Source organism: Bacillus sp. FSL M8-0266 (genome assembly GCF_038613425.1).
Lineage (GTDB): Bacteria > Bacillota > Bacilli > Bacillales > Bacillaceae > Bacillus > Bacillus pumilus.
Map to the genome: position 1 here is coordinate 1395259 of NZ_CP152015.1, position 24378 is coordinate 1419636.

A 24378-nucleotide genomic window follows, 5' to 3' on the forward strand; every position below is an offset into this window, starting at 1 on the left:
ATATTATTTTCCAATAAATTGCTGCGTCCAGTAGTTGCCAGATTTCACATAACCAACACCGATATGTGTATAGTTTTTGTTTAAGATATTAGCTCTATGACCTTCACTGTTCATCCAAGCAGTCACCACTTCTTGAGGAGATCTTTGACCTTGGGCAATGTTTTCACCTGCTGTTTTGTAAGTGATCCCGAATTTCTTCATTTGATCAAATGGAGATCCGTAAGTTGGGCTTGTATGAGAGAAATAGTTTTTATCTTTCATATCTTGAGATTTTGCGCGAGCAGATTTGCTTAGCTTTGAATCAACAGAAAGTGCTTTTAATCCTTGCTTTGCACGCTCTTTGTTTGTAAGCTCAACGACTTCTTTTTCAAATGCATTCAAGCTGCTGTCTGCTTTTGCTGTCGTTGTGTCTTTTTGATCAGCTTTTGTATTGTTATTGTTGTTTGTATTTTGTTTTGCTGGCGCACTTGGTTTAGAAGCAGTAGGTTTTTTCACTGATTCTTGTTTTTGTTCATTTTTTGCTTTGTTTACTTCTTTCACCACTTTTGTGCCAGTGACAGGTTGACCGCTTTTAATCAGCTTGTTTAAAAGAGCTTCGATCTCTTTTTGATTCGACTTGCTTAGCTTGTTTACATCTGAAGAGATATGTAATTTTGTAGCTAATGTATGAAGATCAATGGTTTGATGCTGTACATGTATTACTTGTTTCAGGTTAAGCTCCTTCGCATCAGCTGAATGTCCCCCAGTGAATGTGATGAGTGCAGCAGCCGTTAGCGCTGAAAAAAAGAATGATTTCTTCTTCATATTGTAACTCCTCCTAAAATCTTTGTTTTGTTTTCTCACAGAAAATCATAACATGGACTTTTTGTTATAAACGTACCAGCATCCTCCATTGACAATGCCTGTTTGTCATTTTTGTTAAAGTGACAAAAAAACCCGCCTCATATCAAAGGATAGGGAATTCTTCCATTTAATGAAAACGACATAAACATACCAATATTTTAAAGTGTTAGTATATTTTTTTGCATAATAGGGATTGACAGCTTTTTTTCACTTGTTTCGCTGTAACAACTATTACAAAAGTGTTACAATAATGAGTGGTAATTGTAAAAGATTGAAAGGATGAGAGGAGCTACATAAGTGGGAGAGAAACAGCATCAAGGTGGTGCCGAGCAGAAAAAATTCAAGCGCCGGAACGCCTGGAGGATTAATCTCTTTTTCTTCGCTGTCTTTAGTTTGTTTGCTGTGCTTGTGATCAAGCTTGGTGTGCTGCAAATCGTCAATGGTGAGGATTATAAAAAGCAAGCAAACCGAACAGAGGTCAAAACAGCATCATACCCTTCTCCGAGAGGAAAAATGTATGACGCGAGAGGAAGAGTCGTCGTTGATAATGAAAGTGTACCTGCCATCGTTTATACATCAGAAAGCGGTGTGAAAGCGAAAGATAAGATTAAGGTAGCAAGAAAACTTGCGACTTATATAAAAATGGATACTGATTTTTTGAGAGAGCGTGACATTCGAGATTTTTGGCTGGCAAGCCATCCGAAAGAAGCGGATAAGCTCATTTCAAAAGCAGAGCAAAAGAATCTTAAAGCAAAAGATGTCTATCCGCTTCAAGTAGAGCGTGTGCCTAAGAAAGAAGTTAAGGCGATCGAAAAAGATGCAGAGGAAAAAGCAGTTGCAGCGATCTATCGTCGATTTACAGGCGGATATGCCTTTGAGCCTCAAATCGTGAAAGCAATGGACCCCAATGAAGAGAAAAAAGGGGACGAAAAAGTTGCTTTACTCGATGAAACAAAAGAGTCAAAGCAGACATCATCTGTGAGTTTGACCTATGAAGAGATTTCACTTGTGTCAGAGCATCTTGATGAACTGCCTGGTGTGAATGTCATCAATGATTGGACAAGAAAATATCCGTATGAGAAGACCCTTTATAATGTACTTGGCGGTGTGACCACACCAGAGCAAGGGATTATAAAAGAGCGTGAAGATTACTATATGGTAAGAGGCTACTCACGTAATGACCGAGTAGGGAAGAGCTATTTAGAGTATCAATACGAGGATTTTCTGAACCCGGAGAAAGCGACCGTTCAATATACTCAGGTTGGCGGGAAGCTGCTCGATGAAATCAAGCGGACAGAGGGACGAAGAGGACTTGATCTTGCACTGACATTTGATATGGAGCTGCAAAAGGAAGTCGACAAGATCGTCGAATCAGAGCTTAGAGCCGCTAGTGCGAGAAACTATATGATGGACCGTGCATTTGTCGTGATGATGGACCCTAACACTGGGGATGTTCTTGCGATGTCTGGCAAGAAAATGGACGGCAGAGACGTCACTGATTATGCCATCGGAACATTTACGACCCAGTACGAAATGGGCTCTGTTGTCAAAGGAGCTACTGTCCTCTCTGGTTATCAAGACGGTATGTCGCACAACCAATCCTATATGGATACACCGCTCTATTTTGCAGGAAGTGGAAAGCCTAAGAAGTCTTACAACAATCTAGGATGGGTCAACGATCTGCGGGCACTCCAAAAAAGTTCGAACGTCTATATGTTTCATGTGGCGATGAGAATGGCAGGTATTAACTATCAAAAGAATGGTCCGTTACGAGCAAGACCTGAGCACTTGCAAAAAATGAGAAACTACTATGCGCAATTCGGTCTTGGCGTGAAAACAGGGATCGATTTGCCGCAGGAATCAAGCGGGATGCAGACACATCCGAAGACGGTCGGCGGACTTTTGCTCGATGAAGCAATTGGCCAGTATGACACGTATACACCGCTTCAAGTTGCCCAGTACATGTCGACGATCGCCAATGGAGGAAATCGCGTTCAGCCAAGAGTGGTGAAAAGCGTTCACCTTCCAACGAAGAAGAATGAAGTAGGCCCAGTCGTGAAAAAATATGAGCCGAAGGTGCTGAACACGATTAACAATTCAAAAGCAGATATTGACCGCGTCAAAATGGGGCTGAAAATGGTCACATCGACTGGCGGTACTGCCGCTGGCCGCTTTGGTCAGCATGATGTCGCAGGAAAAACAGGGACGGCCCAAACCTTTTACTATGGTGCTAACCGCAGCTGGTGGGGAAATGCCACGTACAATTTAACCTTTGGAGGATATTATCCATCGTCCAATCCGAAGGTGGCTTTTAGTGTCGTAACCCCTTATGTCTCAGACAAAGATTCCGTCATTAAAACCATCCCAAGTAAAATTATTGATAAGTACGTTGAATTACAAAAGAAATACGAAAAGCAGTAAACAGCAGAGAGCACATCAAGAGAATGTGCTCTTTTTTGCTGAAAATATGGACGTTTCCCTCGATGACGGAAGGAAAATACGGGTTTTCTAGCGAATCTTTTTTATACATCAATCTAAGGACAACCCTAAAAAATGAAAAGGAGGGTCGGACGACGATGGAACAAAAAATGAAAGATTCGAATCAGCTTTATTCGAATATTGATTTACATGCCGTTCTTTCTTCTAATGGCCGCTTTCTCTACATTTCTTCTAGCTGTAAGCAGCTTTTGCTCTATGAACAAAAGGATTTACTAGGGTGTTTTTTGAAAGACTTTGTTCATACCGAAGATCAATTTCTCGTCGAGAGTTATTTCTACAATCAGCACATGCTAGAGATTTCCCACTTTAGGCTGCTTAGAAGTGACCTAACAGCTGTATGGATTGAAGCTAGTATTGATTTTGTTGCTTGTGATGAGTTAGACAGTGAATTAAGTAGAGAAATGATCCTAAAAATGAGGGTGCTGGACGCTGAACCGCAAAAAGCAGCATTTCAAACAACATCAGAAGTGTCAGAACAGTCGTTAGGCAGTCTGCCGGCTTTCCAACATGTCAGTGAAGCTGAACAATTGATTGCCATGCTGCCAAATCCGTTATGTATTACGATTTTAGGGGAAATTGTTTATGCGAATGATGCGATGCTTCAATTAATGGGGGTAAGTACAAGAGATGACATGATCGGCAAAACTGCATTTGACTTTATTGCTGAGGAGTACCATGACATTGTGAGAAGCCGAATTACGAGGCTGCAGCAAGGTCTTCCAGTCGGAATGATTGAACAGATTTGGAAACGGAAAGATGGAAGCAGCATTCATATCGAAGTGAAGTCATCACCAACGATCTATCAAAATCAGCGGGCAGAGCTTTTGCTATTAGTAGACATCTCATCTCGTAAGAAATTTCAAACCGTTCTGCAAAAAAGCCGTGAGCGGTATCAGCTGCTCATCCAAAACTCCATTGATACGATTGCGGTTATTCATGATCACAAATGGGTGTTTATGAATGAATCAGGCATTAAATTATTTGAAGCCGAGCATTACGATAAATTAATAGGAAAAGATATTTTCCATCAAATCCATTCATGTGACCAGCAAAAAGTGAAAAAAAGCATATCACGTATTATTGAAAGAGCATCAGATTCTGAGATTGTCACGATGAGCTGTCATACGTTTAAACACAAGCTGATTTATACAGAAATGGTGTGTATCCCAACTACATTTTTTGGAGAAACAGCCGTTCAAATTATTTTAAGAGATATATCCGAACGCAAGCAGACAGAAGAGCTCATGCTCCGATCTGAAAAATTATCGATCGCAGGCCAATTGGCTGCGGGCATTGCACATGAGATCAGAAACCCATTGACTGCCATCAAAGGATTTTTACAGCTCATTAAACCGCAAACAAAAGATCGGGATCAATATTTCGAGATTGTTTTCTCTGAACTGAGCCGGATAGAAATTATTTTAAGTGAGCTGCTCATGCTGGCAAAACCGCAGCAAACGGCATCGATGCAGACACTAGATTTGAAAAAAATCATCAGCGAAGTCACGGCTTTATTAGAAACACAAGCGAACTTAAATGGCATTTTAATGAATACTAGTGAGATAGAAGAGGGTCTCCTGATGAACGGGGATCAAAATCAGCTCAAGCAGGTGTTTATCAATTTAATCAAAAATGCCGTAGAATCCATGCCGGACGGAGGGAAGGTTGACATTACGGCCAAAGCAGAAAGAGATGGAATCCACGTTACCATTCGTGATGAAGGGGTCGGTATTCCTGAATCGGTCATGAAGCGAATAGGAGAGCCCTTTTTAACGACAAAGGAAAAAGGGACTGGACTTGGCCTTATGGTGACATTTAATATTTTAGAAAATCACAACGGCACGATCCGTGTGGATAGTCATCCCGAAAAGGGCACCGCATTTCACATCATGTTTCCTGCAAAATAAAAACAACGGCAGGAGAGCCGTTGTTTCAGTCTGTTAAATGAATGGAACGTTTTTCAAGAACGAATTGTTCTAGGCGGTCAAGTCCTTCTTTCAGTGTTTCAAGTGAATAAGCATAGGATAGACGCACATACCCCTCGCCGAGTGGAGAGAAAGCAGACCCTGGTACGACAGCGAGTCTTGTACTTTCTAACAGCTCCATACAAAAATCAAAGGAACTCATCCCAAACGATTCAATGGATGGAAAAATATAAAAAGCGCCAGAAGGCTTAATGACCGGAAGCCCCATAGAAATGAGCCGATCATATACATAATCGAGCCTTTTCTTATATTGCTCTCTCATGATGAGTGCATCATCCACACCATTTGTCACAGCTTCAAGTGCCGCCTTTTGTGAGACAGCCGAGGCACAAGACACGTTATATTGATGTACTTTTAATACATGTTTAGCAATGGGAGCTGAAGCAAATAAAAAGCCAATTCTCCAGCCGGTCATGCTATGAGACTTAGACAGTCCGTTAATCACAATGGTCTGTTCCTTTAAGAAAGAAGCGATTGAATGATGCGGCCGGTCAAATGTCAGCTCGCTATAGATTTCATCGGATAAAATAAAGATGTCTTTTCCTTCAAGGAGCTGGGCAATCTCTTTCAATTCTTCTTCTGAAAGCGTGACACCAGTTGGGTTTGAAGGATAAGGAAGCACAACACACTTTGTCTTTTCCGTTAATGCATCCTCAATCAGCTTGGCATTTAATTTAAAGCCAGCATTCGTTGTGTCGATATGTACGGGCTTCCCGCCACACATTCGAATGATCGGTTCATAGCCAGGGTAGACAGGTCCAGGTAAAATCACTTCATCACCCTCTGACAAAATGGTTCGAAACGCAGCATCAATCGCTTGACTTGCACCTGTCGTCACAATGATTTCTGACTCTGCATCATAATCAAGGTTGACTTTCTTCTTGATGTAGTGCTGGATTGCTTGTCTTAGCTCTAGGAAACCAGCATTATGAGTGTACGAAGTAAAATTCTCGTCAATGGCTGCTTTTGCAGCTGTTTTGACATGATGCGGCGTATAAAAATCGGGCTGGCCTATCGTCAAAGAAACGACATCCTCATATGACGATACGAGATTTGAAAATGTTCGAATGCCTGAAATTTCAATATCCTTTACTCTTGGATTCAGCAAATGCTCCATTTCTCATCACCTTAAAAATTTATGTTTTTATCCTATTTTACCATTCACTGCATAAATGTCACCTGCGAAAGGCACTGGATATCATTATCTGTAGTCTATTCTCCTATTCATCACAGCATGAGTGATATATTGAAGAAAGAGCAACATTTATTATAGCGTAACCTCACGAGAAAATACAGGCTGCGGTGAACATGATTAGAAAACGTCACAACTGCGTAAACTGAAAGAACGTGAGAATCAGGGTCATGGGAATTGCTTTCATAGACATACGATCTCCTAAAGGAGGACGATAAATGGAACAATCAGCGAAGACATCAAAAATAGCGTTTCTATCCGTGATAAGTAACACATTTGTTGTCATCTTAAAAGTCATTGTAGGTCTGCTCACTGGATCTGTTGCGGTTTTATCAGAAGCCATTCATTCTTTTCTCGATTTAATGGCATCTTTTATTGCATTTATCTCTGTTCGTATTTCAAGAAAGCCAGCAGATTCTAAACATCCTTATGGACACGGAAAAGTCGAAAATATTTCTGGAACGATTGAGACCTTGCTGATTTTCGTTGCGGGCATTTGGATCATCTACGAATGTGTTCACAAACTAATGCATCCAGAGCCAGTCAAGCTGCCTGTGCTTGGCATTGTGGTGATGCTGATAGGCGCGCTCATCAATTTTATCGTATCGAAGGTTGTGAACAAAGAGGCAGAGCGAGTACATTCTGTCGCCATGAAATCGAATGCATTGCACCTGTTAACAGATGTGTATACGTCATTAGGGGTCGCATTCAGTTTATTGCTCGTCGCATTAACCGACTGGTATTTCTTAGATCCGATCATTGGAATGATACTTGCTCTCTTTATTATGCGTGAAGCATTTAAACTCATGAAAGAAGCCTTCCCGCCGCTCGTAGACGCCCGGCTAACGCCCGAGGAAGAACAATCGATCGAAGCAATCATTCAAGGATTCAGTCAAGAATTTATCGAATATCATGACTTTCGAACAAGACGATCCGGTGCAGAGGAATATATTGATTTTCATTTGATTGTAGATGGCAAGACAACGATTGAAGATGTTCATCAATTATGTGATCGAATTGAAGAGAAGATTTTGCAAGAATTTCCGCATGCACAAATCTTTATTCATGTAGAACCTGAAAGTGAAAGGACTTCACAAACGTAAAAAAGGCGATCAACCAACTTAGGTTGTATCGCCTTTTTTTACGCTTCATCTATGAAATGAAATCAATATCCATAAGCAGTATCGTAATCTTCATACCAAGAGATATAAGCTGCGTCATCATTTGACAAATCATGCTTCATGTCTAAAAAATCAGCTTCGCAAATATCTTCAATCACAGTCATTTCATTGTTCTTTAATAGTACGACAGTTCCCATCATGAACACCTTTCTTTAAAAAATCCTTGACTATTGTACCATGTGAAGAACGATTGTCAACAGCAGAATGGAAACAAGACGAAAATATCACAAAATGTTAAAAAATCAGGAGGTAAAAGAACTAGAAATGCCATGATTTTCACAAATTTTCAGTATTTATTCACATAAATCATTGAGGATGAACTGATCTAAAATATATGTAAAAGTGTAAAGTTACATTGATCTTGCGATATTCATAAGATATAATAACGAATGATTATAAGAAATTTATAGAAAACATACATAATAAAGGAGAAATAGGATGGAAACAAACATAACAGAACCACACATCCAAGAAAAGAAGCATCCTGAGCTAGCAGGCGTAGGCTATCGTTTTCTTGCACACCTTTTGGATGGTATCATCATCGGCGTACCATATTCTTTTATCATGTTTATTTTGGCAACACTCTTTTTTGTCTCAAGTCCAGAGGCAGCCTTGATGATGGATGACGACAGCTATTACTATTCAACAACCGTGATGACAGATGAAGAATGGGCAGTGATTATGGGACTTATCTTTTTCTATATAGGAGCGATCTTGATCGGTATCGTGGTGACATGGCTTTATTACGCCATTATGGAATCAACAAAACTGCAAGGAACGCTTGGTAAGATGGCTCTTGGGATTAAAGTGACAAGAGTAACGGGCGAAAAAGTGACATTCGGCCGTGCAACAGGCCGCTTCTTTGCAAAAGGCTTTTTGTCTCCAATCTTATATATTGGCTACATCATTGCCTTTTTCACAGAGAAAAAACAAGCACTTCACGATTTAATTGCAAGTACTATTGTTGTGAAGAAATAATGAAAAAAAGCACCTCTGCTCAATCGTAAGAGGTGCTTTTTATATAGATTGCTTGTATGGAAGAGGGACGTATGACATAAAATAGAATGATAGTGGAAAATTAGGCAGGGAAGGGAGACAAACGATTGAAAACAGGGAAAAAGACCATGCAGAAAAAAAGGGCAGGCTTCGGGTTGTTTTTGACAGCACCCATTTTGGCCTGGGCATTGTATGACTTTGCAAATACGATATTTTCATCGAATATGATCACCATTTTCTTCCCGTTCTACTTGCAGGAAACGATCGGAGACAGTGCGAGAATGGATCAGATCGCTAGTACATTTATATCTTATGCAAACGCACTAGCTAGTTTTTTCCTCGTCATTTTCACACCATTATATGGAGTCCTGATTGATCGTACAGGAAAAAAGAAGCGCTACATCACAGTGTTTACTCTAATATGTATAGCTTGTACGTTTTTGATGGGGATCTTTGCTGGAATTGATTTCTCAGCCGAATGGTTTGGGCTGCCTGTCTCTTTATTAGTAGTGGTCACCTTGTTTGTGATTGCAAAATTTTTCTATCACTCGAGCCTAGTGTTTTATGACACCATCCTGCCTGATCTTGGGACAAAGGATGAAATACCACTAATTTCTGGATTTGGCATTGCCGTTGGTTATTTAGGGACACTCGTCGGTCTCTCAGTTTATTTACTTGTTGGCAATGACCAATTTCATGAAGCATTTATTCCGACAGCACTATTATTCTTTCTCTTTTTCCTGCCATTTCTCTTTTATGTAAAAGACCCTCATCCACTTCCGCAGCAAGAGAAAAAGGCGTCATTTTTCAGCGGGTATAAAGAAATTATTCGCACGTTTAAAGAGATGAAGCATTACAAGCCGGCTTTTATCTTTATGATTGCTTTCTTTTTTATGAATGATGCCTTACAGACAGCGATTGCGATGATGGCTGTGTATGCCAAAATCATCATTGGCTTTACTGCAGGACAATTTATTCTGCTTTATCTTGTGTCGACCATTTCAAGTATCATTGGCTCCTTTTTATTTGGATATATCACAAAAGCGATTGGGGCAAAGCGCTCAATTACAGTCGTGTATGTGATTTTGATCGTTGCCCTGATTCTGGCTGTGACAGCCACAACAGAATGGATCTTCTGGGTGGCTGGCAGTTTATTCGGTATTTCACTCGGCGCAAGCTGGGGGGCATCACGAATATTGATTATTGAGCTGACACCAAAGGAAAAGAGAGGACAGTTTTTTGGTCTCTTTGCATTCTCAGGGAAAGTGTCTTCCATTATTGGACCCATCATTTATGGGTCAGTCACTCTGCTGTTTGCAGAGCACGGAAACCTCGCAAGCCGTCTTGCACTAGGGTCTTTACTCATTCTCGCAGCGATAGGACTTGTGATTCATCAATTCGTACGAGAGAAAGCGTAAAGAAACGTCAACTTTTTACCTATGCTGCCGATATAAAAAGTACAATCTTATATTGAAGAATAGAGGGATTTCCGTGGCTTTAAACAAACAAGAAATTTTACTTGATTCTGGTACAAATGAATTGGAAATTGTAAAGTTTGAAATTGGTTCAAATCAATTCGGCATTAACGTGATGAAAGTAAGAGAAATCATTCAGCCGGTAGAGTTGACTGTTGTACCGCACTCTCACAAAGACGTAGAAGGTATGATTAGTTTACGAGGCGAGATTTTGCCAGTCATCAATCTATTTTCCTTTTTTAATGTCGAGTCAGATCAGTCCGAACAAGAGAAGTATATCGTGACTGAATTCAACCAACGGAAATTTGTGTTCCATACAGGAACGGTTTCACAAATTCACCGCGTCAGCTGGGAAGAGATTGAAAAGCCAACTGCACTCAATCAAGGTATGGAACGTCATTTAACAGGCATTATTAAGCTTGATGGGAAAATGATGTTCCTTCCAGACTATGAAAAAATCATTTATGATATTGAATCGGCTTCTGGTGTAGAAACGTACCATATGTTTGACGGTGAGAAAGACGAAAGAAGAACAGGGAAGAAGCTATATGTCGTTGAAGATTCTCCGCTTCTCATGCGTTTATTATCAAATGAATTAACTGAAGCAGGCTATAAAAACATTGTGACCTTTGAAGATGGCAAACAGGCATATGATCACGTCATGGATCTTGTTAGCAAAGGAATTACTGTGACAGAAGAAATTGATATGATTATTACGGATATTGAAATGCCAAAAATGGATGGTCACCGATTAACAAAACTGCTAAAGGAAAACCCTTTAACGAGTTCCATACCGATTCTCATCTTCTCTTCGTTAATCACTGAAGATTTGCGGCATAAAGGGGAAACAATTGGTGCTGATGATCAAATTAGTAAACCAGAAATTCATCAGCTCATTGAAAAGGTTGATCACTTTATTATCTAAACAAAAAACCACTCGTCATGAGTGGTTTTTTGTTTAAAAATAACTTTCCCCTAGTCGTTTGAAGACGGGTTTCGTATAATGTGATTTTTGTTTTGTGGCGGCAGGTTTTTCTTTTAAACCGACATACGTTTGAAGGATTTGCTTTGCTCGGTTTAATGACATATTCGCTTTCGGATTGCGATATGATTGATTTAAATTTCCTAAGTGTGGCAAAAATTCGAAGTCTTCTTTGGTTGGTGGCAGGTGAAAATAATAATCTCCAATTTCAATCAGCACGTCGGACTGTTGTTGACTATATTTGGGATTGTTAGAGAAATGTAGGCCCACTTTTTTTCCTTTACCTTCTTGCAATAGTTTTTGCAGCGCACGTTTTTTCAAAAGATAAAGAAACTTGGGATTTGGTGCGGTTTTAGCATGACGGTTAACAGTATAAATGGCTTTTGCGATGTTTTCTGCTGTAGGTTCTATGTCTTTAGTATGAGCATAATCGTCCATTTTTTCTCTCCTTTGTCTTTCGTCTTCCTGTGCTTAGTATAAATTATACGTTTTTATTAGTAAATTGCAAATAGACTTATTGTAAAAAGAAAACCTTTGGTATAAAGGGATTAGAGGGGATTAAAAATTGATTGTTTTAGAATCCCCCCCAAAACATCCCCCAAATTATAAATTCATAGCCTCTTCAAAAACTTCAACTGATTCTATTTCTAATTCTTCAAAAGTATGGCTATAGATATCATTAATCATTTGAGGGCTGTTCCCAAGACGATCAGCTATTACTTTGACTGGAATTCTTTTGCTTATAAGTATAGTCGCATGAGTATGCCTTAAACCATGAACAGTTATTTTTTTTAGTTTTTGATTATCAGCGACAGTATTTACAGCATAATTAAGTGAGTTAGGTGATATAGGTTTTCCGCTTGTCCGACTGATTAATATGAAATCTTCTTCTTTTAGAGGTTGACCAAAGGAAAGCTTTAATTCTTTACACCATTTTTGATATAATTTTAATTGGTTTATTACTTTCCCCCCGACTTTTATAGTGCGGTAACTATTATTAGTTTTTGGGGGGCGTAAACCATCATAATCACGGGTTTTGTTTATTGTGATTCTGAATTTGTTAAAATCAATGTCTTTCCATGTTAGACCTAACGCTTCACCCTTACGCATACCTGTACTTGCAAGTATGAGAAGTGCAGTATAATGTGAAATACTTTTAAGCGCTTGAGCGCCTTCCAGAAAAATGCTTAATTGTTCAGCAGTATAAAAATTATCGACAATCAGAGTGCTTGGATTGTCTTTTCTTATTTTCACCTTTTTAAAGCGGTTTTTCTTTATTATTTCGTTTTCGACAGCAGCATTAATTCCGATTTTGAAGATTGTATGGTACGCATGAACCGTACTGGGAGTTAATTTGTCTAATAACTTATTAATAAACTTCTTCTTATATGTTGCTGCGTCTAGGTTATTGATCTTTATATTCCCCAACAAAGGTTTGATGTGGTTCTCTATTGTGAAAACCCTCGCTTTGATAGTGGGCGTTTTCCATTGATCTCGGTTTGTCTCCATCCAAATATCAAACCACTTAGAAATAGTTAAATTTGTACTTTCTATTTCTTTAATCTCTCCATCTAATATAGAAGATTTAACCTTTAAAAGCATTCTATAGGCTTCGCTTTCACTTTTGAAACCTTGTTTCGAGGCTTCACGACGCTTGCCAAATTCATCATAATAACGGTATCGATAGCACCACCGTTTTTCATTTTTAGCATTATAATAATAAAACAAATGATCATCTTTATTGCTTTTTTCCATCTTCATTGTATCAGCCCTTTCTACGTGGACAGACGCATTAAAAGGGGCGTTTATTTAGGCATCACCACCTCAAAATTTTCAATGACTCCTAAAGGCTCGAAACAAATAGTATGCTTTCCTATTTGTTTATATAAGCCATATTTCTCCTTATATCTTTTTAGAGCATCTTCAAGGAATTGTTCAGTTACATTCAAGTATCCAGCTAATTCAAAACGATTTCTTATTCCTTCTTTTTGTGCATCAATTAATTTTTCCAGCGGGAACAACAACTTGTAGCCCCATTCACGTGCACGCAATTCTTGTTTTTTGTTTGGTAATTTATTTTGATTTGATATATTTCCGAAGGTTGTATGATGATGTCCCAATTCTTCTGCTAAGATACAATTCTTTTCTATCGTGGACATCTTTTTGTCAATTAAGATATGACTGTCAACGTAGAGACCTTTGGTTGTTCCTTTTGTATCTTTTTCATATACAAACACATTCCATGACTGCGCTTGCTCTAATAATTGTTCGTAATTAAACAATAACAGTCACTCCTATTTCTTGTTTCTTTTTGATTTAACAAATTGAATAAAGTCGTATACCATTTCTTTTTCTTCTTTGCTTAAATCTGAACCATCACGGTGAAAAGCTAAAGTCATATTGTCTATTTCATCTAAATTAACTAATTCTTCTTTATCCTTAGTTCTACCTAACAAATAATCAGTTGAAACGTTGAAAATTCTACTCATATCTAAAACCACTGAACCTGGAGGAACAATTCTTCCCCCCTCGTAGTTAGCAATATTGGTCCGTTTCATTTTTAACATTGTTGCTAATTCTTCTTGTGATAGCCCTATTTCTAACCTACATTCTTTGATCCGCTTCCCTAGTTCTTTCTTTTCATTTTCCGTCATTATTGATCCTCCTGAAAAAATTCATTTAAAATGACGTTTTTTTAGTTGACGTTTATATAAATGACGTGTTACGATCTAAGTGTCAATTAAAAGCACAATGAAGGTGGTGAAAATTATGCAAGATACACGTCGTCGAGAAGTTTTCCGTAAACTTCGTAAACAATATAAAGTGTCACAACGCCAAGTCTCTATTGATTTAAATATTAGCGAAAATCATATGCGAAACATAGAAGCTGGCAGGGGAAACCCTGACGCAAAACTCCTTTTTAAAATATCGAAATACTTTAATACTTCACCTGAAAAGTTGTTTCCTGATCTATTAGATGTAGAAGTAAAAGTATTAAAGCTCCGATAGTCATTATTATAAACCGTCATTTAAAATAACGCAATAGTGTAATTACAGTTTTCTGTAATTTGCCTGAAAGGTGGAAAAGTATGCAATTTGCAGAGTTGAATATAAGCCTTAATCAAGATGAATTACGGACTTATATTAATGATCAACTAAATTCCGCAATCGCAAAAACTTTGTTCACTTGGGACATAGATGAAATGTCAAAGAGAACATGCATGAGTAAGAGCTTTTTAGAAAACGAATTTTTGCATGATCCAAGAATGAAGTTACTTGAAAGACGTAAAGAACGTGGCAAGCGGTTTTGGTTCTATGAAGAATCAAAAGAAGTAATGAAACAAATTATGGACGAATGGTAAAAAAACAGCGTGGACAGACGCAAATTGAAAAAATTTAAATTCGCTGCAACTCGTTTTGTTAAATGGTCACTCTTTATATACAGGTCGTTTTAAGACTCACTCCCCAAACTTGGGGAATGACAAATAACTTGAAAAACAGGAGGAACAACATGAATAACAATTTACAAGTAATTGAGCAGAATGGACAGCTTTTGGTGGACAGTCGAGAAGTAGCGGAAATGACTGGAAAACTTCACAAGAACCTTGTGAGAGATATCGAAGGATATTTAAAGGTTTTGGGTCAAAGCTCAAATTTGAGCCCTGATAGATTCTTTATTGAAAGCACGTACCAAGCGGGTACTGGGAAACTTTATAAACATTATTTACTTACTAAACAAGGTTGCGAAATGGTCGCTAACAAAATGACAGGCGAGAAGGGCGTATTGTTCACCGCTGCTTACGTAACCCAATTCAATCAGATGGAACAAAACTTACAAAACTTTTCTAATCTTAGCCCGCAGCTTCAACAGATGATTCGACTTGAGCAAAGGCAGAACGAAACAGATGAGCGGATTGGCAAACTAGAGAACAATTTATCTATCAATGCGTATCAGCAAACCGTCATTCAAAAACGAATTAACAAGCGTGTTTACGAGCTTATCGAGCGATATGGAGGAGAAGAAGAAATTAAACGCCGTATGTTTTCGAGCATCCACCGCAATTTTAGGGACGCTTTTGCAGTGCCGACATACAAGGATTTAAGAAAGCTAGACTTTGAAGAAGCCATTTCATGGATTGGCACATGGCGACCGTTAATTTAAAGATGACGGACTATGTTGAACATAGGGGGTAGTTTCAACCGACATCCTCAAAGGTCGCATTTTCCGACTTTTGAAGCACGATTTGTGACACCCTCACAGCGCAATTTTGCGCCGTCAAATGTTGAATTAATCGCATAGCTCAAATTTGAGCTGTCAAACTATGAAGAAGCTATGAGCTGGTGTCGTTTTAAATGACTGGAGATCACGTAACGTTTCGTTACCCCACCGATAAACAAACAAAAAAACTCACTCCTCAAAATTGTGGAGTCAAAACAAACAGAAAGAAGGTAAAGCAAATGAAATTGTTGATAGAAAACATTTGTCCCGAGCCAGTAGACCGTGAGAGCTTTATCCGAAATGTTCAATCTGTTATTAGACTTAAAGGTTTCGTCCTATTCTATAAATCGGAAAGCAATAACAACGGTACTATCTTTGAAGTTGTGGAACAGGTTCATCATGAGCGTGGCGCTGCGATTAGTAGCTTCGATGTGAACGGTGTTCCCTGTGTCCTGCGGTTGAGAGAAGCGTCTGTAGAAGAAATACTAGACGTCGAGGCAAAATTGAAAGCGCAGGGCGAAGGGGCGTATATTCCGATAGAACATGCAATTTCATTAGATAATATCGAAACAAAGGAGGTAACAGCATGAGCGACAAACAAAAGAAAACAACCCCTGCGGCAACAGAGGTTGAAAAGAAGAGAAAAACCTTGAATCTAAAATTATTGGTCTAAGATTGCAAGTTGCTAAATTTGAATAACGACTATAATCCCTGACTGGTTATATTTCAAAATAGCGATTGTCACCTTGAAAGGTGAGCAAAACAATTCGAATAAGTTTAAACTCGGTCCCTTATCCATTGCCAGGCATCTTTATCTAGCAAACCTTGTCTATCATCTGTAATAAGGGTTACTAGTATACGATCATTAGAATCTAAAGCATCCTTTAATAGTTCATATACTCCTTGAGCTGTATTGTTTGTTTCGACTAACCAACATGATTCCATTATGTGGTTGTAGGCTATGAATTGTTGTTTTAATGTTTTATACAGATCTTCGTAATTCTGGCCACTTTTGTTTAGGTCATATGTTACAAGATATACCGCCATAATTTCACCTCCTATCTAATAGATAGGAACATTATACCATTGTAAGGGATTGGAAAAAAGGTAGAATTGAAATATTTTCTATTCACAGGTGATACCCGCTGCCGCTCCTGGCAGAAATACATTTTAGGAGGACAAAACAAATGACAACAATCACAACATGGAATAAGAGACTAAAGAAGGTTTACACCGAAGTGAAAGAGATTGAACCGCTCTTAACCGCTGCTATCAATGCTTATGAATGTTTATATTCACACGGTATTAAAAAGATTATGCACGCAAACTTAAAAGAGATAATGACCGATCTGACAGAGGAAGAAGCCCTTGAATTACTTGGACCAAAGTTAAAAGAGGCATTTGAGTGGGATGAGGTACTACCATTGAAAAACTATAGTAAATTCAACGCTTTGGTTTGGGCTAAACGAATTCAAAGAGGTTTGAATCAGCAAGAAAAAATTATTAGTTATTATCGTTATCGCCTTTGGACAATTCATTCTTTACTTGAAAAACTAGAGGAAGCGTATAGACAGAATTATGTAAAGAAAAAAGTTAGAAAAGTTTATGAGCTAATGCATCAAGTTAGATACCTCATTTTCTTAAGACCTAAACGTGTTTCGGATATTTCTAAAATTATTGAATTGTCATTTTTCCCGATGACTAAAAACGAATTCTTGTCATTGCTAACAATTGACCATAGCAAAGAGAGAGCGAAAGAAGTAAAAAGCCATATTGATTCTATTCCTAAGGAAGTTGATTTTAATACATTTTGTTATTTTGTTCATGAATGGGTGTTAGAAGATGAAAAAAGCGACGAGTTCTTTTCGATTTTATCACACAACAATATAGAAACAGCTTTAAAACGTTTGGACAAGTTTCGTTTAGACATAGCCGACCAAAAAAGCTGACCCACTCGGGATCAGCATAGATTTCTTACTTGTCATCATTATAGGGTCATGCAAGTAAGGAAGGGTATCGGGAAGCTCCTACACTTCCCGATATTGAATAGACTTTAACACGATTAACAATAAAATACAATAATCAAATTTGAGATAAAAAGGGGATTTTTCAAATGAAATTAATGGGGACACCTTCAAAGGTATTCAAAGCGAGAGCGAAGCTAGAGCATATCGGTCGTCAAGATGAAAAAGAGGCTTACATGTATGATGCGGGCATGGTTTCCGTTCTAAAATTTGTTGCTACCAAAATACTTTATGGTCCTCAAGGTCCGCTTACCGCTGACATTGAATGGTCTGAATCAACAGTACAGGCACAAGAAAATGTAGATGATTTATACGAAAAACTAGAAGGATTGTTGTCTCACTCAAAAAATCTATTGAAAGATTTTGATTCAGCGCACGCAGCAAAAGCGGGTCTTGAGGTAGAAGACGCTTTTGTAACTGGATTTGTGGCAGGTTTCCGCTACTTGATGGATGAAGCAGCGTACAGCAAGAACGTAAATTTTCTAAAGTAAGGTGATTGTGATGATTGGTTGGATTAAGCTTCATCGGAGCATACAAGATCATTGGATATATCAAGAAAAAAGGAAGTTTTCTAAATATGAAGCTTGGCTCGATTTACTTATGAAAGCCAGTCATAAAGATTATAAATTCGTGTCAGGAAATGACTTGCATGAATTGAAAAAGGGCGAGCTAGTGACTTCAATTCGCAAACTTGGTATTCATTGGTCTTGGTCAAATACAAAGGTTTCGCAGTTTCTCGACCTGTTAAAAAGCGATGGGATGATCGAATATAAAAAAGACACAAAAAAGACGCTTATAACCATTGTCAATTATGGGGTTTACCACGATTCAGAAAATGAAAAAAAGACACAAATCGAACACGAAAAAGACACGAACCGAACACAAAAACATACAAACAAGAATGTAAAGAATTATAAGAATGAAAAGAAGATAAATAATTCTCGTCACAAGTACGAACCTTGTGACATGGAGAATGCCAATTTGCTTTATCAAAAAATACTTGAAAATAATCCGCAAGCTAAAAAACCGAACTTAGAAAAATGGGCTAGTGATTTTAGGTTGATTAGACAGATCGACAAGCGGACGGATGCACAGGTGAAGTATTTGATTAACTGGACGCAAAAAGATAGTTTTTGGAAATCGAATATATTAAGTCCTGCAAGTCTAAGAAAGCAATTCGATAAATTGACCGTAAAAATTAAAAGCGATAGAGAAGCAGCAAAGAGAAAAGTAGCTGTGAATGAAAAGGAGTTTGATTTGACAGATGACTAAAGCAGAGACACTTGAATTGTTAAAACTAATCAAGACATATTACGAGCATTTTGAGTTTGATCAAACAAAGCTAGACGCATGGGCAAGAATCTTAAAGCCCGAGAATTACGAGAAGATCGAGGCGAATTTGATCGTTTATGTGAAATACAATCAGTTTCCTCCTAAAGTTGCTGATCTAATCAAAGCGAAAGAGGCAAGAAAAGACCGATCCGCTGCCATACCGAACGCCGAGGAAACTCAAAACTATCTTGCTGAAATGGACAAGGCTGAACCAACCGAGGAAGAACAAGAGCAGATCGAGCGGCATAAAGCAGAGATACGAAAGGTACTTGGGATAGGTGATCCATCATGACAGGAGCGGTATTTTATTACAACGATGAAGCGGAACAGCAATATCTAGGCGCAATCTTACAAGAGCCGGATTTGATTAAATATTCGCAGCTCAAACCGCTGCATTTCTACCGACAACAAAATCAATCCATTTTCAAAGCCTTTCAAGAGCTTGATAAAAAGGGCGAACCTATTGACCTAGTCGCAATTATTGAACATGTTGGGCGTGAAAATATAAAAAGTATAGGCGGTAGAGAATACTTATCCGGGTTGATGAACACGGCAGCCACCACCGCAAGACAGTCCTACTTTGAAAATGTGATCATTGAATACTGGCAAAAGCGAGAGATTGCAAAAATAGCCGCTGACCTTAAAGAATCATCCAAAAGTGAGGACACAAGTCAAGTTATTCAAGAAGGTATTAGCTCTCTCATGAGTTTAGAGGATGCGACTGGCACGGATGATGATGGGTCTATCAATAATGATCTTGTTGAAATCTATCAGGAGTTAGAAACACCTAAAGGTGATGTAACTGGTATGCCTAGCGGTTTTACTGAATTGGATCGAATGACGTCGGGTTTTCAGAAGCAAGAATTTATCATCGTCGCCGCTCGTCCATCCGTAGGAAAAACCGCCTTTTGTTTGAATGTCGCAAGTAACTTCATGGAAAACCCGCTCAACTTAAATAAAGGCGGAGCGGTTGGCATCTTTTCACTTGAAATGTCACGTAAGCAATTAATAAAACGGATGCAATCAAGCATAGGAAACATTAATGCTCAATCCATTCGCACGAGTAATTTAAACGCTGATGAGTGGGGCAGATTAAGCAAAGTGAACGGGGTTTTAGATAGTGCCGCTCTTAGAATATTTGATCAACCGGGCATGACGATTAATGACATTTGGGCAAAGGCTCGCAAGATGAGAAGGGAATTTGAAGGAAAGGACATGATGATCATTATTGACTATCTGCAATTGATCGTCGGAAATCCAGTCCACAGAGGAAATAGAACAGCAGAAATCGGAGAAATTAGCCGTATGCTCAAGCAGATGGCAAGGGAATTGGACATTGCTGTCATAGCATTGAGTCAGCTTTCACGTGGAGTTGAACAACGCCAGGATAAGCGCCCTATGATGTCAGATATTCGAGAATCAGGGCAGATCGAGCAAGACGCTGATGTGATCGCCTTCCTTTATCGTGATGATTATTACGACAAAGAGTCAGAGAATAAAAACATAATTGAAGTTATCATAGCAAAACAGCGGAATGGTCCCGTTGGTACTGTGTCACTAGCGTTCGTCAAAGAATATAACCAATTCGTCAATTTGGAATATAGGCAATCGTCATGACGGTCAAAGATTGGTATAACGAGGCGATGACATTCAATTATTACGCCTTGATATTGCTAATCGAATTTCTTGTTTACGAAAAGGCAGTAATAAAATGGACGGACCAAGATGAAAAACTTTTCTTTTACCTACAGCCGAAATTTAAAGAAAAGATGAATGAGCATTTAAAGAATTATCATACAAAAATTCAATTGGAGGAATAATAAATAATTTATAACATTTAACTAACATTGGAGAAGAATTACTCTTCTCCAATAATCAAAAGGTTTTCCCTATATTTTCAAACCATTTTTTCGATTTATTAACATCTAACTTAATACTTAAATTACAGAATTCAGAATTGTTTTTAGGAATTGGTACAGCTGCATCATTAAATATTATTTCGGAGAATGCCCTACTATGGAAGTTAATACATTGAGTGCCATTAGAATTGTGAAAATTTACATCTCCTGCATAATGATAAACTTCATCTTCGTCTGGGATATAGCATGCTATGCCGGATATAGAATTTAAAAAAGCCAATATCACTTTATTTTTTTGATCTGGTAAATCTATAAGTATGTCATATTTAGGGATCTTTTTAAATTTAAACGTTTTCCCTGTAAATGTTGTTACGAGTTCATAATTAGTCATTTTGATAACCTCCTTAAATCTAAATTATACCAAAAAATTAAGAGGTTGTAATTTAAATAATGAAAGGATGATATAATTGAGATTACAAGCCATTCCAAGTAAAATTATAGATATCGAGACTTTAGGCACAAAAGAGCCCATCGTTTTGGTTTTCTCTAATGGGATATTGAAATATACACAATTACCGCCGCATGGTGAAACGAAAATTGTCACTCATAATAATAAAGTGACTCGATTGCTTTTTAACGAAGGCGAACTATTTGAATAAAACCGTTCTACCGGAAAGCCGGGGGGCACTGATCATAACAGCATAAGCGCTGTTTGGTTGGTGTCCCTTTTTTATATTCAGAAAAGAAGAAAACGAGGTGTAAATCTATGTCTAAAAAAAGAACTGACGTTCCCAAGAACAAACGTGCTCGAAATCGCACGCATAAGCTTTCATATGAAGAGATAAAGGAGCTCGTGGGTATTTACCGCCCAACATATAAAAGAAGCCGTGGCGGGGTGTTAAAAAGCAAATAAAGGGGGGAGGGCATTTTATGTTGAGTGAACCACCTGTAATAGATAAAAAAGAAACGAGAAAAAGAGTTGAAAGTATACTAGACAATTATCGTTTGTATCTTCTTCAAGTTCCTGATGATATGCTGCCTAAAATAACGGCCGGATTTAGTATCGTGCCGCCAGCTGCGACGAATGCTTTTCATTCTTCGACTGAAAGCACAGCCATTAAACGTATTGAGTGGGAACAGAAACGAAATGCCTTTCTTGAGAAGGTGCAAAGAGCGGTCAATCGTCTTCCGTATAATGAGAGGCAAATAATCATTAAACGTTATATGCAGCAAGAACCTGTTTTTGATTACCAGGTTTATAATGAAATCGGCATGAGCGAAAGATCGTATACAAGGTTAAAAGCAAGGACTTTCCTAGACCTGGCTTACGCTCTCAATGAAGTTGTATATAAAGCACCCGTTTAGAGGTGTTTTTTTGTTCGACAAATTTTGTGAATACTATCATGTGTTCGATTTTTGTCGATAAAAAGGAAGGAGGGGATTTTATGAGTTTTGAAACGAAGTATTTGATAAGATGGGGCATCCCTAGATGGATGTTAATTTTTTGGATTGGGACCTACTTTGCAATCACTGAATATGCCTATATATCAGCGCACATAAATTTAAATGAGTTTGGAAAATTAATAGGAGTTTTCATTTCTTTAAGTATATTTGGAGTGGTAGTGGGTTATATAATTCATCATTTATACTTTGTAGCGAATTGGATATTTAATAAAAACCGGATTTTTGATAATGCAGTTAAGCAGGTGAAGGATTTTCCCGAACCTGCAAATTGGAAAGATAACAATATGAACGATTATTTTTATTTTGAGGTTTTATGGCACGAAAATTTATTAAAACTTAAAGAAGATAAAAGAAACTATATCGTTGAAAGGTATAGGTATCTGCTATCGACAATTCATGCTTTGGGTACTGTACTGGTAAGTCATTGTTTAGCTTTCGTGTTTATAGTGATAGCATCACTATTTAAGTATGGTAAGTTTTATTATCCGCTGCCGGTTATGATTATGTTAGCTATACAACTTTTAATAGTATTTATTGCGGTATCAAGTTTCAAATACTACTACGCAAACTTAAATTATTTTCAGGGGAGTTTTTTAGACAAGATACATAATAAGAAAATGAAAATGTAGCATCCTTCGAGGTGCTTTTTTATTTTGGCGTTTTATTGGCGTAAAACTGGCGTGTTTTTGGCGTAATGTTGGCGCAGCATGACAGAAAAAAAGTTGTAATATTGTATTATGCGATAGATTGAGAACGGCTTCCGAAGGAGGTCGTTTTTTCGTTCGACAAAATTTGCGATTACTTCAGTAGTTATGTCTCCTTCCGATATAAATCCGGGAGGTAATTATAATGATAATAAATAAGATATTGTTTTATTTTTTGTGGGTGATGTTTTATTTGGTGGTGGTGATCAAAAAAACTATAATTTTTATATTTATTCCATCAAAAAATTCTTCCGTAAGACTTATCCAGTTGATAATATGGGGAATTTCAGTTTCTATAATTTTGTTGCTTTTTCACGTTTCGATGGAAGTATTTGAAGTTATGATTTTTCTGTTATATAATTTAATTTATTTGTCTGTTAATTATTGGGTTTTAACTTTTGTTTTCTATTTAAATAGCAGGAATGACCCAATCTATATAAAGAATTTAAAGAGTAATGATTTTTTGCATGAGATTCCGAAAACCAATGACATTATATTAGAGATTCAAAAAATAAAGGAATCTATCAATGATTGGGCAGAAAAAGATAAGGAACAAGATATAGCAAGATTAAAGTTATTAAGAATATTTGATAAAGTTAGTTCAGATAAAAAAAGGTTTAATTTCTTTAGTAATTCGATAGTAACTTTAATCCTTGGTTTAACGACTTCTGTCATTTTAAATAAGGACGTAATAAAGTATCTTGACAATACACATGGGGCAACTTCAATTGATAAAAGTTTTATTAATCTTACTAATGGAGTAACTTTGCTTTTACTGGGATTAATTTATGCGAGTAAATTCTTAGTTCTAGGTCACAGGATTAATAAAAAGAACGAGCTTTATGAAGAACTTCTTAATGATCTTATTTTAGAAAAAATTGAAGAAAAAAAGGTTGAGACTGAAAATACTTCAAGTTCCAATAACTAGCCAAACTTATTCAAAATATGTCTAATCAATGTTTAATTTAATATTTGTATTATGGCGCTTTCCCAAAAGGGAGGGCGTTTTTTAGTAGATGATCTGAATAGAATCAAAGTTCGAGCTTGCAGTAGAATTAACGATGGTGCTTATGCTATTTGCAGTAAAGCGTCCCTGTCTGTTTTCAAAATCAATGGCGGCTTCAAACAGGGACGGCTTAGATCAAATAAAAAAGGAGAGTGGGAGAGGGATGAATACATGCCCTTAAAACGTTGTAACGTACCGTCATGCCGAGAATATATAGACTGGACCGAAAGCTATTGTATGAAGCATCAGGGCTATGCTGATAAGCAATACAACAAAGATGTGAGATACAACAGGGAGAACAAAGCGCATTACAAATACTATCAAAGCAGAGAATGGAAATCACTTCGAGAAGCAAAGAAGCGTGAGAGTCATTACAGATGCGCTGTATGTGCCGCAGAAGGACGTGTAAACATGTCCAATAGGTTAGTGGTCCATCATAAGTATAAAGAGCTTAGAGAGGTGTTTCATGATGATATAAAGCGTAATGACTTAAACAATCTTGAAGTGCTTTGCCAGTTTCATCATAACCAGAAGACATTTAAGAAGTGACAATATTTTAGTTGATGTCTTTTATAATATTTTCTATAATATAGAAAATTTGCCTGCTGAGGAGAGAA

At 37.7% G+C, this 24378-nt stretch carries 29 protein-coding genes; 20 read left to right on the forward strand and 9 right to left on the reverse strand.

The genetic code is table 11. From position 1 onward, the window contains the following. Positions 1 to 3: 3 nt before the first annotated feature. Positions 4 to 804 (reverse strand): CAP domain-containing protein, encoded by an 801-nt coding sequence (locus tag MKY83_RS06950; RefSeq protein WP_044139808.1) that lies wholly within the window; start codon positions 802 to 804, stop codon positions 4 to 6. A 336-nt stretch (positions 805 to 1140) separates the two neighbouring features. On the opposite strand from MKY83_RS06950, the gene MKY83_RS06955 reads away from it, so the two are divergent. Together MKY83_RS06955 and MKY83_RS06960 are read left to right on the forward strand one after the other, a co-directional pair. After that, a complete protein-coding gene (locus MKY83_RS06955; protein ID WP_342488426.1) occupies positions 1141 to 3264 on the forward strand; it encodes a penicillin-binding protein 2 in 2124 nt (707 codons plus the stop codon). 155 nt (positions 3265 to 3419) lie between these two features. Then, a complete protein-coding gene (locus tag MKY83_RS06960) occupies positions 3420 to 5249 on the forward strand; it encodes a PAS domain-containing sensor histidine kinase (protein WP_268508008.1) in 1830 nt (609 codons plus the stop codon). 25 nt (positions 5250 to 5274) lie between these two features. Here the strand turns inward: MKY83_RS06960 and MKY83_RS06965 are convergent, their stop codons facing one another. Beyond that, positions 5275 to 6444 (reverse strand): aminotransferase A, encoded by a 1170-nt coding sequence (locus MKY83_RS06965; protein ID WP_003210942.1) that lies wholly within the window; start codon positions 6442 to 6444, stop codon positions 5275 to 5277. Between the two features lie 293 nt (positions 6445 to 6737). On the opposite strand from MKY83_RS06965, the gene MKY83_RS06970 reads away from it, so the two are divergent. Further along, a complete protein-coding gene (locus tag MKY83_RS06970; RefSeq protein ID WP_065097175.1) occupies positions 6738 to 7622 on the forward strand; it encodes a cation diffusion facilitator family transporter in 885 nt (294 codons plus the stop codon). A 62-nt stretch (positions 7623 to 7684) separates the two neighbouring features. Here MKY83_RS06970 and MKY83_RS06975 read toward each other — a convergent pair whose 3' ends face one another. After that, positions 7685 to 7837 carry a hypothetical protein gene (locus MKY83_RS06975; protein WP_162839369.1) on the reverse strand — a complete coding sequence of 51 codons (153 nt, stop codon included), beginning with the start codon at positions 7835 to 7837 and terminating at the stop codon, positions 7685 to 7687. Between the two features lie 301 nt (positions 7838 to 8138). Between MKY83_RS06975 and MKY83_RS06980 the strand changes: the two genes are divergently transcribed. The 3 genes from MKY83_RS06980 to MKY83_RS06990 all read left to right on the forward strand — a co-directional run bounded on the left by MKY83_RS06980 (position 8139) and on the right by MKY83_RS06990 (position 11096). Then, the gene (locus MKY83_RS06980) at positions 8139 to 8678 is read left to right on the forward strand and encodes an RDD family protein (protein WP_065097176.1); all 540 of its coding nucleotides are present in this window, start codon (positions 8139 to 8141) and stop codon (positions 8676 to 8678) included. A 125-nt stretch (positions 8679 to 8803) separates the two neighbouring features. Beyond that, positions 8804 to 10114: an MFS transporter gene (locus MKY83_RS06985; RefSeq protein ID WP_081277092.1), complete on the forward strand. Its 1311-nt coding sequence runs from the start codon at positions 8804 to 8806 to the stop codon at positions 10112 to 10114. Positions 10115 to 10187: 73 nt separating this feature from the next. Further along, a complete protein-coding gene (locus tag MKY83_RS06990; protein WP_044139813.1) occupies positions 10188 to 11096 on the forward strand; it encodes a chemotaxis protein in 909 nt (302 codons plus the stop codon). A 33-nt stretch (positions 11097 to 11129) separates the two neighbouring features. Here the strand turns inward: MKY83_RS06990 and MKY83_RS06995 are convergent, their stop codons facing one another. From MKY83_RS06995 to MKY83_RS07010, 4 genes are all read right to left on the reverse strand, one after another. Continuing rightward, a complete protein-coding gene (locus MKY83_RS06995; RefSeq protein WP_044139814.1) occupies positions 11130 to 11591 on the reverse strand; it encodes a YkyB family protein in 462 nt (153 codons plus the stop codon). 165 nt (positions 11592 to 11756) lie between these two features. Next, positions 11757 to 12914 carry a tyrosine-type recombinase/integrase gene (locus tag MKY83_RS07000; protein WP_047947392.1) on the reverse strand — a complete coding sequence of 386 codons (1158 nt, stop codon included), beginning with the start codon at positions 12912 to 12914 and terminating at the stop codon, positions 11757 to 11759. A 44-nt stretch (positions 12915 to 12958) separates the two neighbouring features. Further along, entirely contained in the window at positions 12959 to 13435 is a 477-nt protein-coding gene (locus tag MKY83_RS07005; protein ID WP_283924430.1) for an ImmA/IrrE family metallo-endopeptidase, read from the reverse strand. 12 nt (positions 13436 to 13447) lie between these two features. Next, positions 13448 to 13807: a helix-turn-helix transcriptional regulator gene (locus tag MKY83_RS07010; protein ID WP_061418827.1), complete on the reverse strand. Its 360-nt coding sequence runs from the start codon at positions 13805 to 13807 to the stop codon at positions 13448 to 13450. A gap of 115 nt (positions 13808 to 13922) precedes the next feature. Between MKY83_RS07010 and MKY83_RS07015 the strand changes: the two genes are divergently transcribed. The 4 genes from MKY83_RS07015 to MKY83_RS07030 all read left to right on the forward strand — a co-directional run bounded on the left by MKY83_RS07015 (position 13923) and on the right by MKY83_RS07030 (position 15962). Further along, positions 13923 to 14162: a helix-turn-helix transcriptional regulator gene (locus MKY83_RS07015; protein ID WP_283924431.1), complete on the forward strand. Its 240-nt coding sequence runs from the start codon at positions 13923 to 13925 to the stop codon at positions 14160 to 14162. 80 nt (positions 14163 to 14242) lie between these two features. Further along, entirely contained in the window at positions 14243 to 14515 is a 273-nt protein-coding gene (locus tag MKY83_RS07020) for a hypothetical protein (RefSeq protein ID WP_283924432.1), read from the forward strand. Between the two features lie 149 nt (positions 14516 to 14664). After that, positions 14665 to 15315, forward strand: a complete 651-nt coding sequence (locus tag MKY83_RS07025) for a Rha family transcriptional regulator (RefSeq protein ID WP_283924433.1) — start codon at positions 14665 to 14667, stop codon at positions 15313 to 15315. Positions 15316 to 15506: 191 nt separating this feature from the next. Beyond that, positions 15507 to 15962, forward strand: coding sequence for a hypothetical protein (locus tag MKY83_RS07030; protein ID WP_283924434.1), 456 nt, complete (start codon positions 15507 to 15509; stop codon positions 15960 to 15962). Between the two features lie 187 nt (positions 15963 to 16149). Here MKY83_RS07030 and MKY83_RS07035 read toward each other — a convergent pair whose 3' ends face one another. After that, complete coding sequence (locus MKY83_RS07035; RefSeq protein ID WP_283924435.1) at positions 16150 to 16419, reverse strand: hypothetical protein; 270 nt, start codon at positions 16417 to 16419, stop codon at positions 16150 to 16152. A 140-nt stretch (positions 16420 to 16559) separates the two neighbouring features. Between MKY83_RS07035 and MKY83_RS07040 the strand changes: the two genes are divergently transcribed. The 5 genes from MKY83_RS07040 (at position 16560) to dnaB (ending at position 20345) form a co-directional block, all read left to right on the forward strand. Further along, entirely contained in the window at positions 16560 to 17321 is a 762-nt protein-coding gene (locus tag MKY83_RS07040) for a hypothetical protein (protein WP_283924436.1), read from the forward strand. 164 nt (positions 17322 to 17485) lie between these two features. Further along, positions 17486 to 17887 (forward strand): hypothetical protein, encoded by a 402-nt coding sequence (locus MKY83_RS07045; protein ID WP_075621652.1) that lies wholly within the window; start codon positions 17486 to 17488, stop codon positions 17885 to 17887. Positions 17888 to 17897: 10 nt separating this feature from the next. Beyond that, positions 17898 to 18668: a hypothetical protein gene (locus MKY83_RS07050; RefSeq protein WP_047947400.1), complete on the forward strand. Its 771-nt coding sequence runs from the start codon at positions 17898 to 17900 to the stop codon at positions 18666 to 18668. Next, entirely contained in the window at positions 18661 to 19020 is a 360-nt protein-coding gene (locus MKY83_RS07055) for a replicative helicase loader/inhibitor (protein WP_250026781.1), read from the forward strand. Before MKY83_RS07050 ends, MKY83_RS07055 begins: the two co-directional genes overlap by 8 nt. Then, positions 19017 to 20345: a replicative DNA helicase gene (gene dnaB, locus MKY83_RS07060; protein ID WP_061418855.1), complete on the forward strand. Its 1329-nt coding sequence runs from the start codon at positions 19017 to 19019 to the stop codon at positions 20343 to 20345. The genes MKY83_RS07055 and dnaB overlap by 4 nt, the downstream gene beginning before the upstream one ends. A 258-nt stretch (positions 20346 to 20603) precedes the next feature. Here dnaB and MKY83_RS07065 read toward each other — a convergent pair whose 3' ends face one another. After that, on the reverse strand, positions 20604 to 20978 hold the full coding sequence (locus MKY83_RS07065) for a hypothetical protein (protein WP_185106924.1): 375 nt from the start codon (positions 20976 to 20978) through the stop codon (positions 20604 to 20606). A 76-nt stretch (positions 20979 to 21054) separates the two neighbouring features. Here MKY83_RS07065 and MKY83_RS07070 point away from each other — a divergent pair, with 76 nt between their 5' ends. The 5 genes from MKY83_RS07070 to MKY83_RS07090 all read left to right on the forward strand — a co-directional run bounded on the left by MKY83_RS07070 (position 21055) and on the right by MKY83_RS07090 (position 24310). Next, entirely contained in the window at positions 21055 to 21246 is a 192-nt protein-coding gene (locus MKY83_RS07070; protein ID WP_185106922.1) for an XtrA/YqaO family protein, read from the forward strand. 271 nt (positions 21247 to 21517) lie between these two features. Beyond that, entirely contained in the window at positions 21518 to 21952 is a 435-nt protein-coding gene (locus MKY83_RS07075; RefSeq protein WP_185106920.1) for an ArpU family phage packaging/lysis transcriptional regulator, read from the forward strand. A gap of 80 nt (positions 21953 to 22032) precedes the next feature. Beyond that, entirely contained in the window at positions 22033 to 22680 is a 648-nt protein-coding gene (locus MKY83_RS07080) for a hypothetical protein (protein WP_342488430.1), read from the forward strand. A gap of 220 nt (positions 22681 to 22900) precedes the next feature. Continuing rightward, positions 22901 to 23683 carry a hypothetical protein gene (locus tag MKY83_RS07085; protein WP_276736209.1) on the forward strand — a complete coding sequence of 261 codons (783 nt, stop codon included), beginning with the start codon at positions 22901 to 22903 and terminating at the stop codon, positions 23681 to 23683. A 249-nt stretch (positions 23684 to 23932) separates the two neighbouring features. After that, positions 23933 to 24310 (forward strand): HNH endonuclease, encoded by a 378-nt coding sequence (locus tag MKY83_RS07090; protein ID WP_159159647.1) that lies wholly within the window; start codon positions 23933 to 23935, stop codon positions 24308 to 24310. The last annotated feature ends 68 nt before the right edge of the window (positions 24311 to 24378 follow it).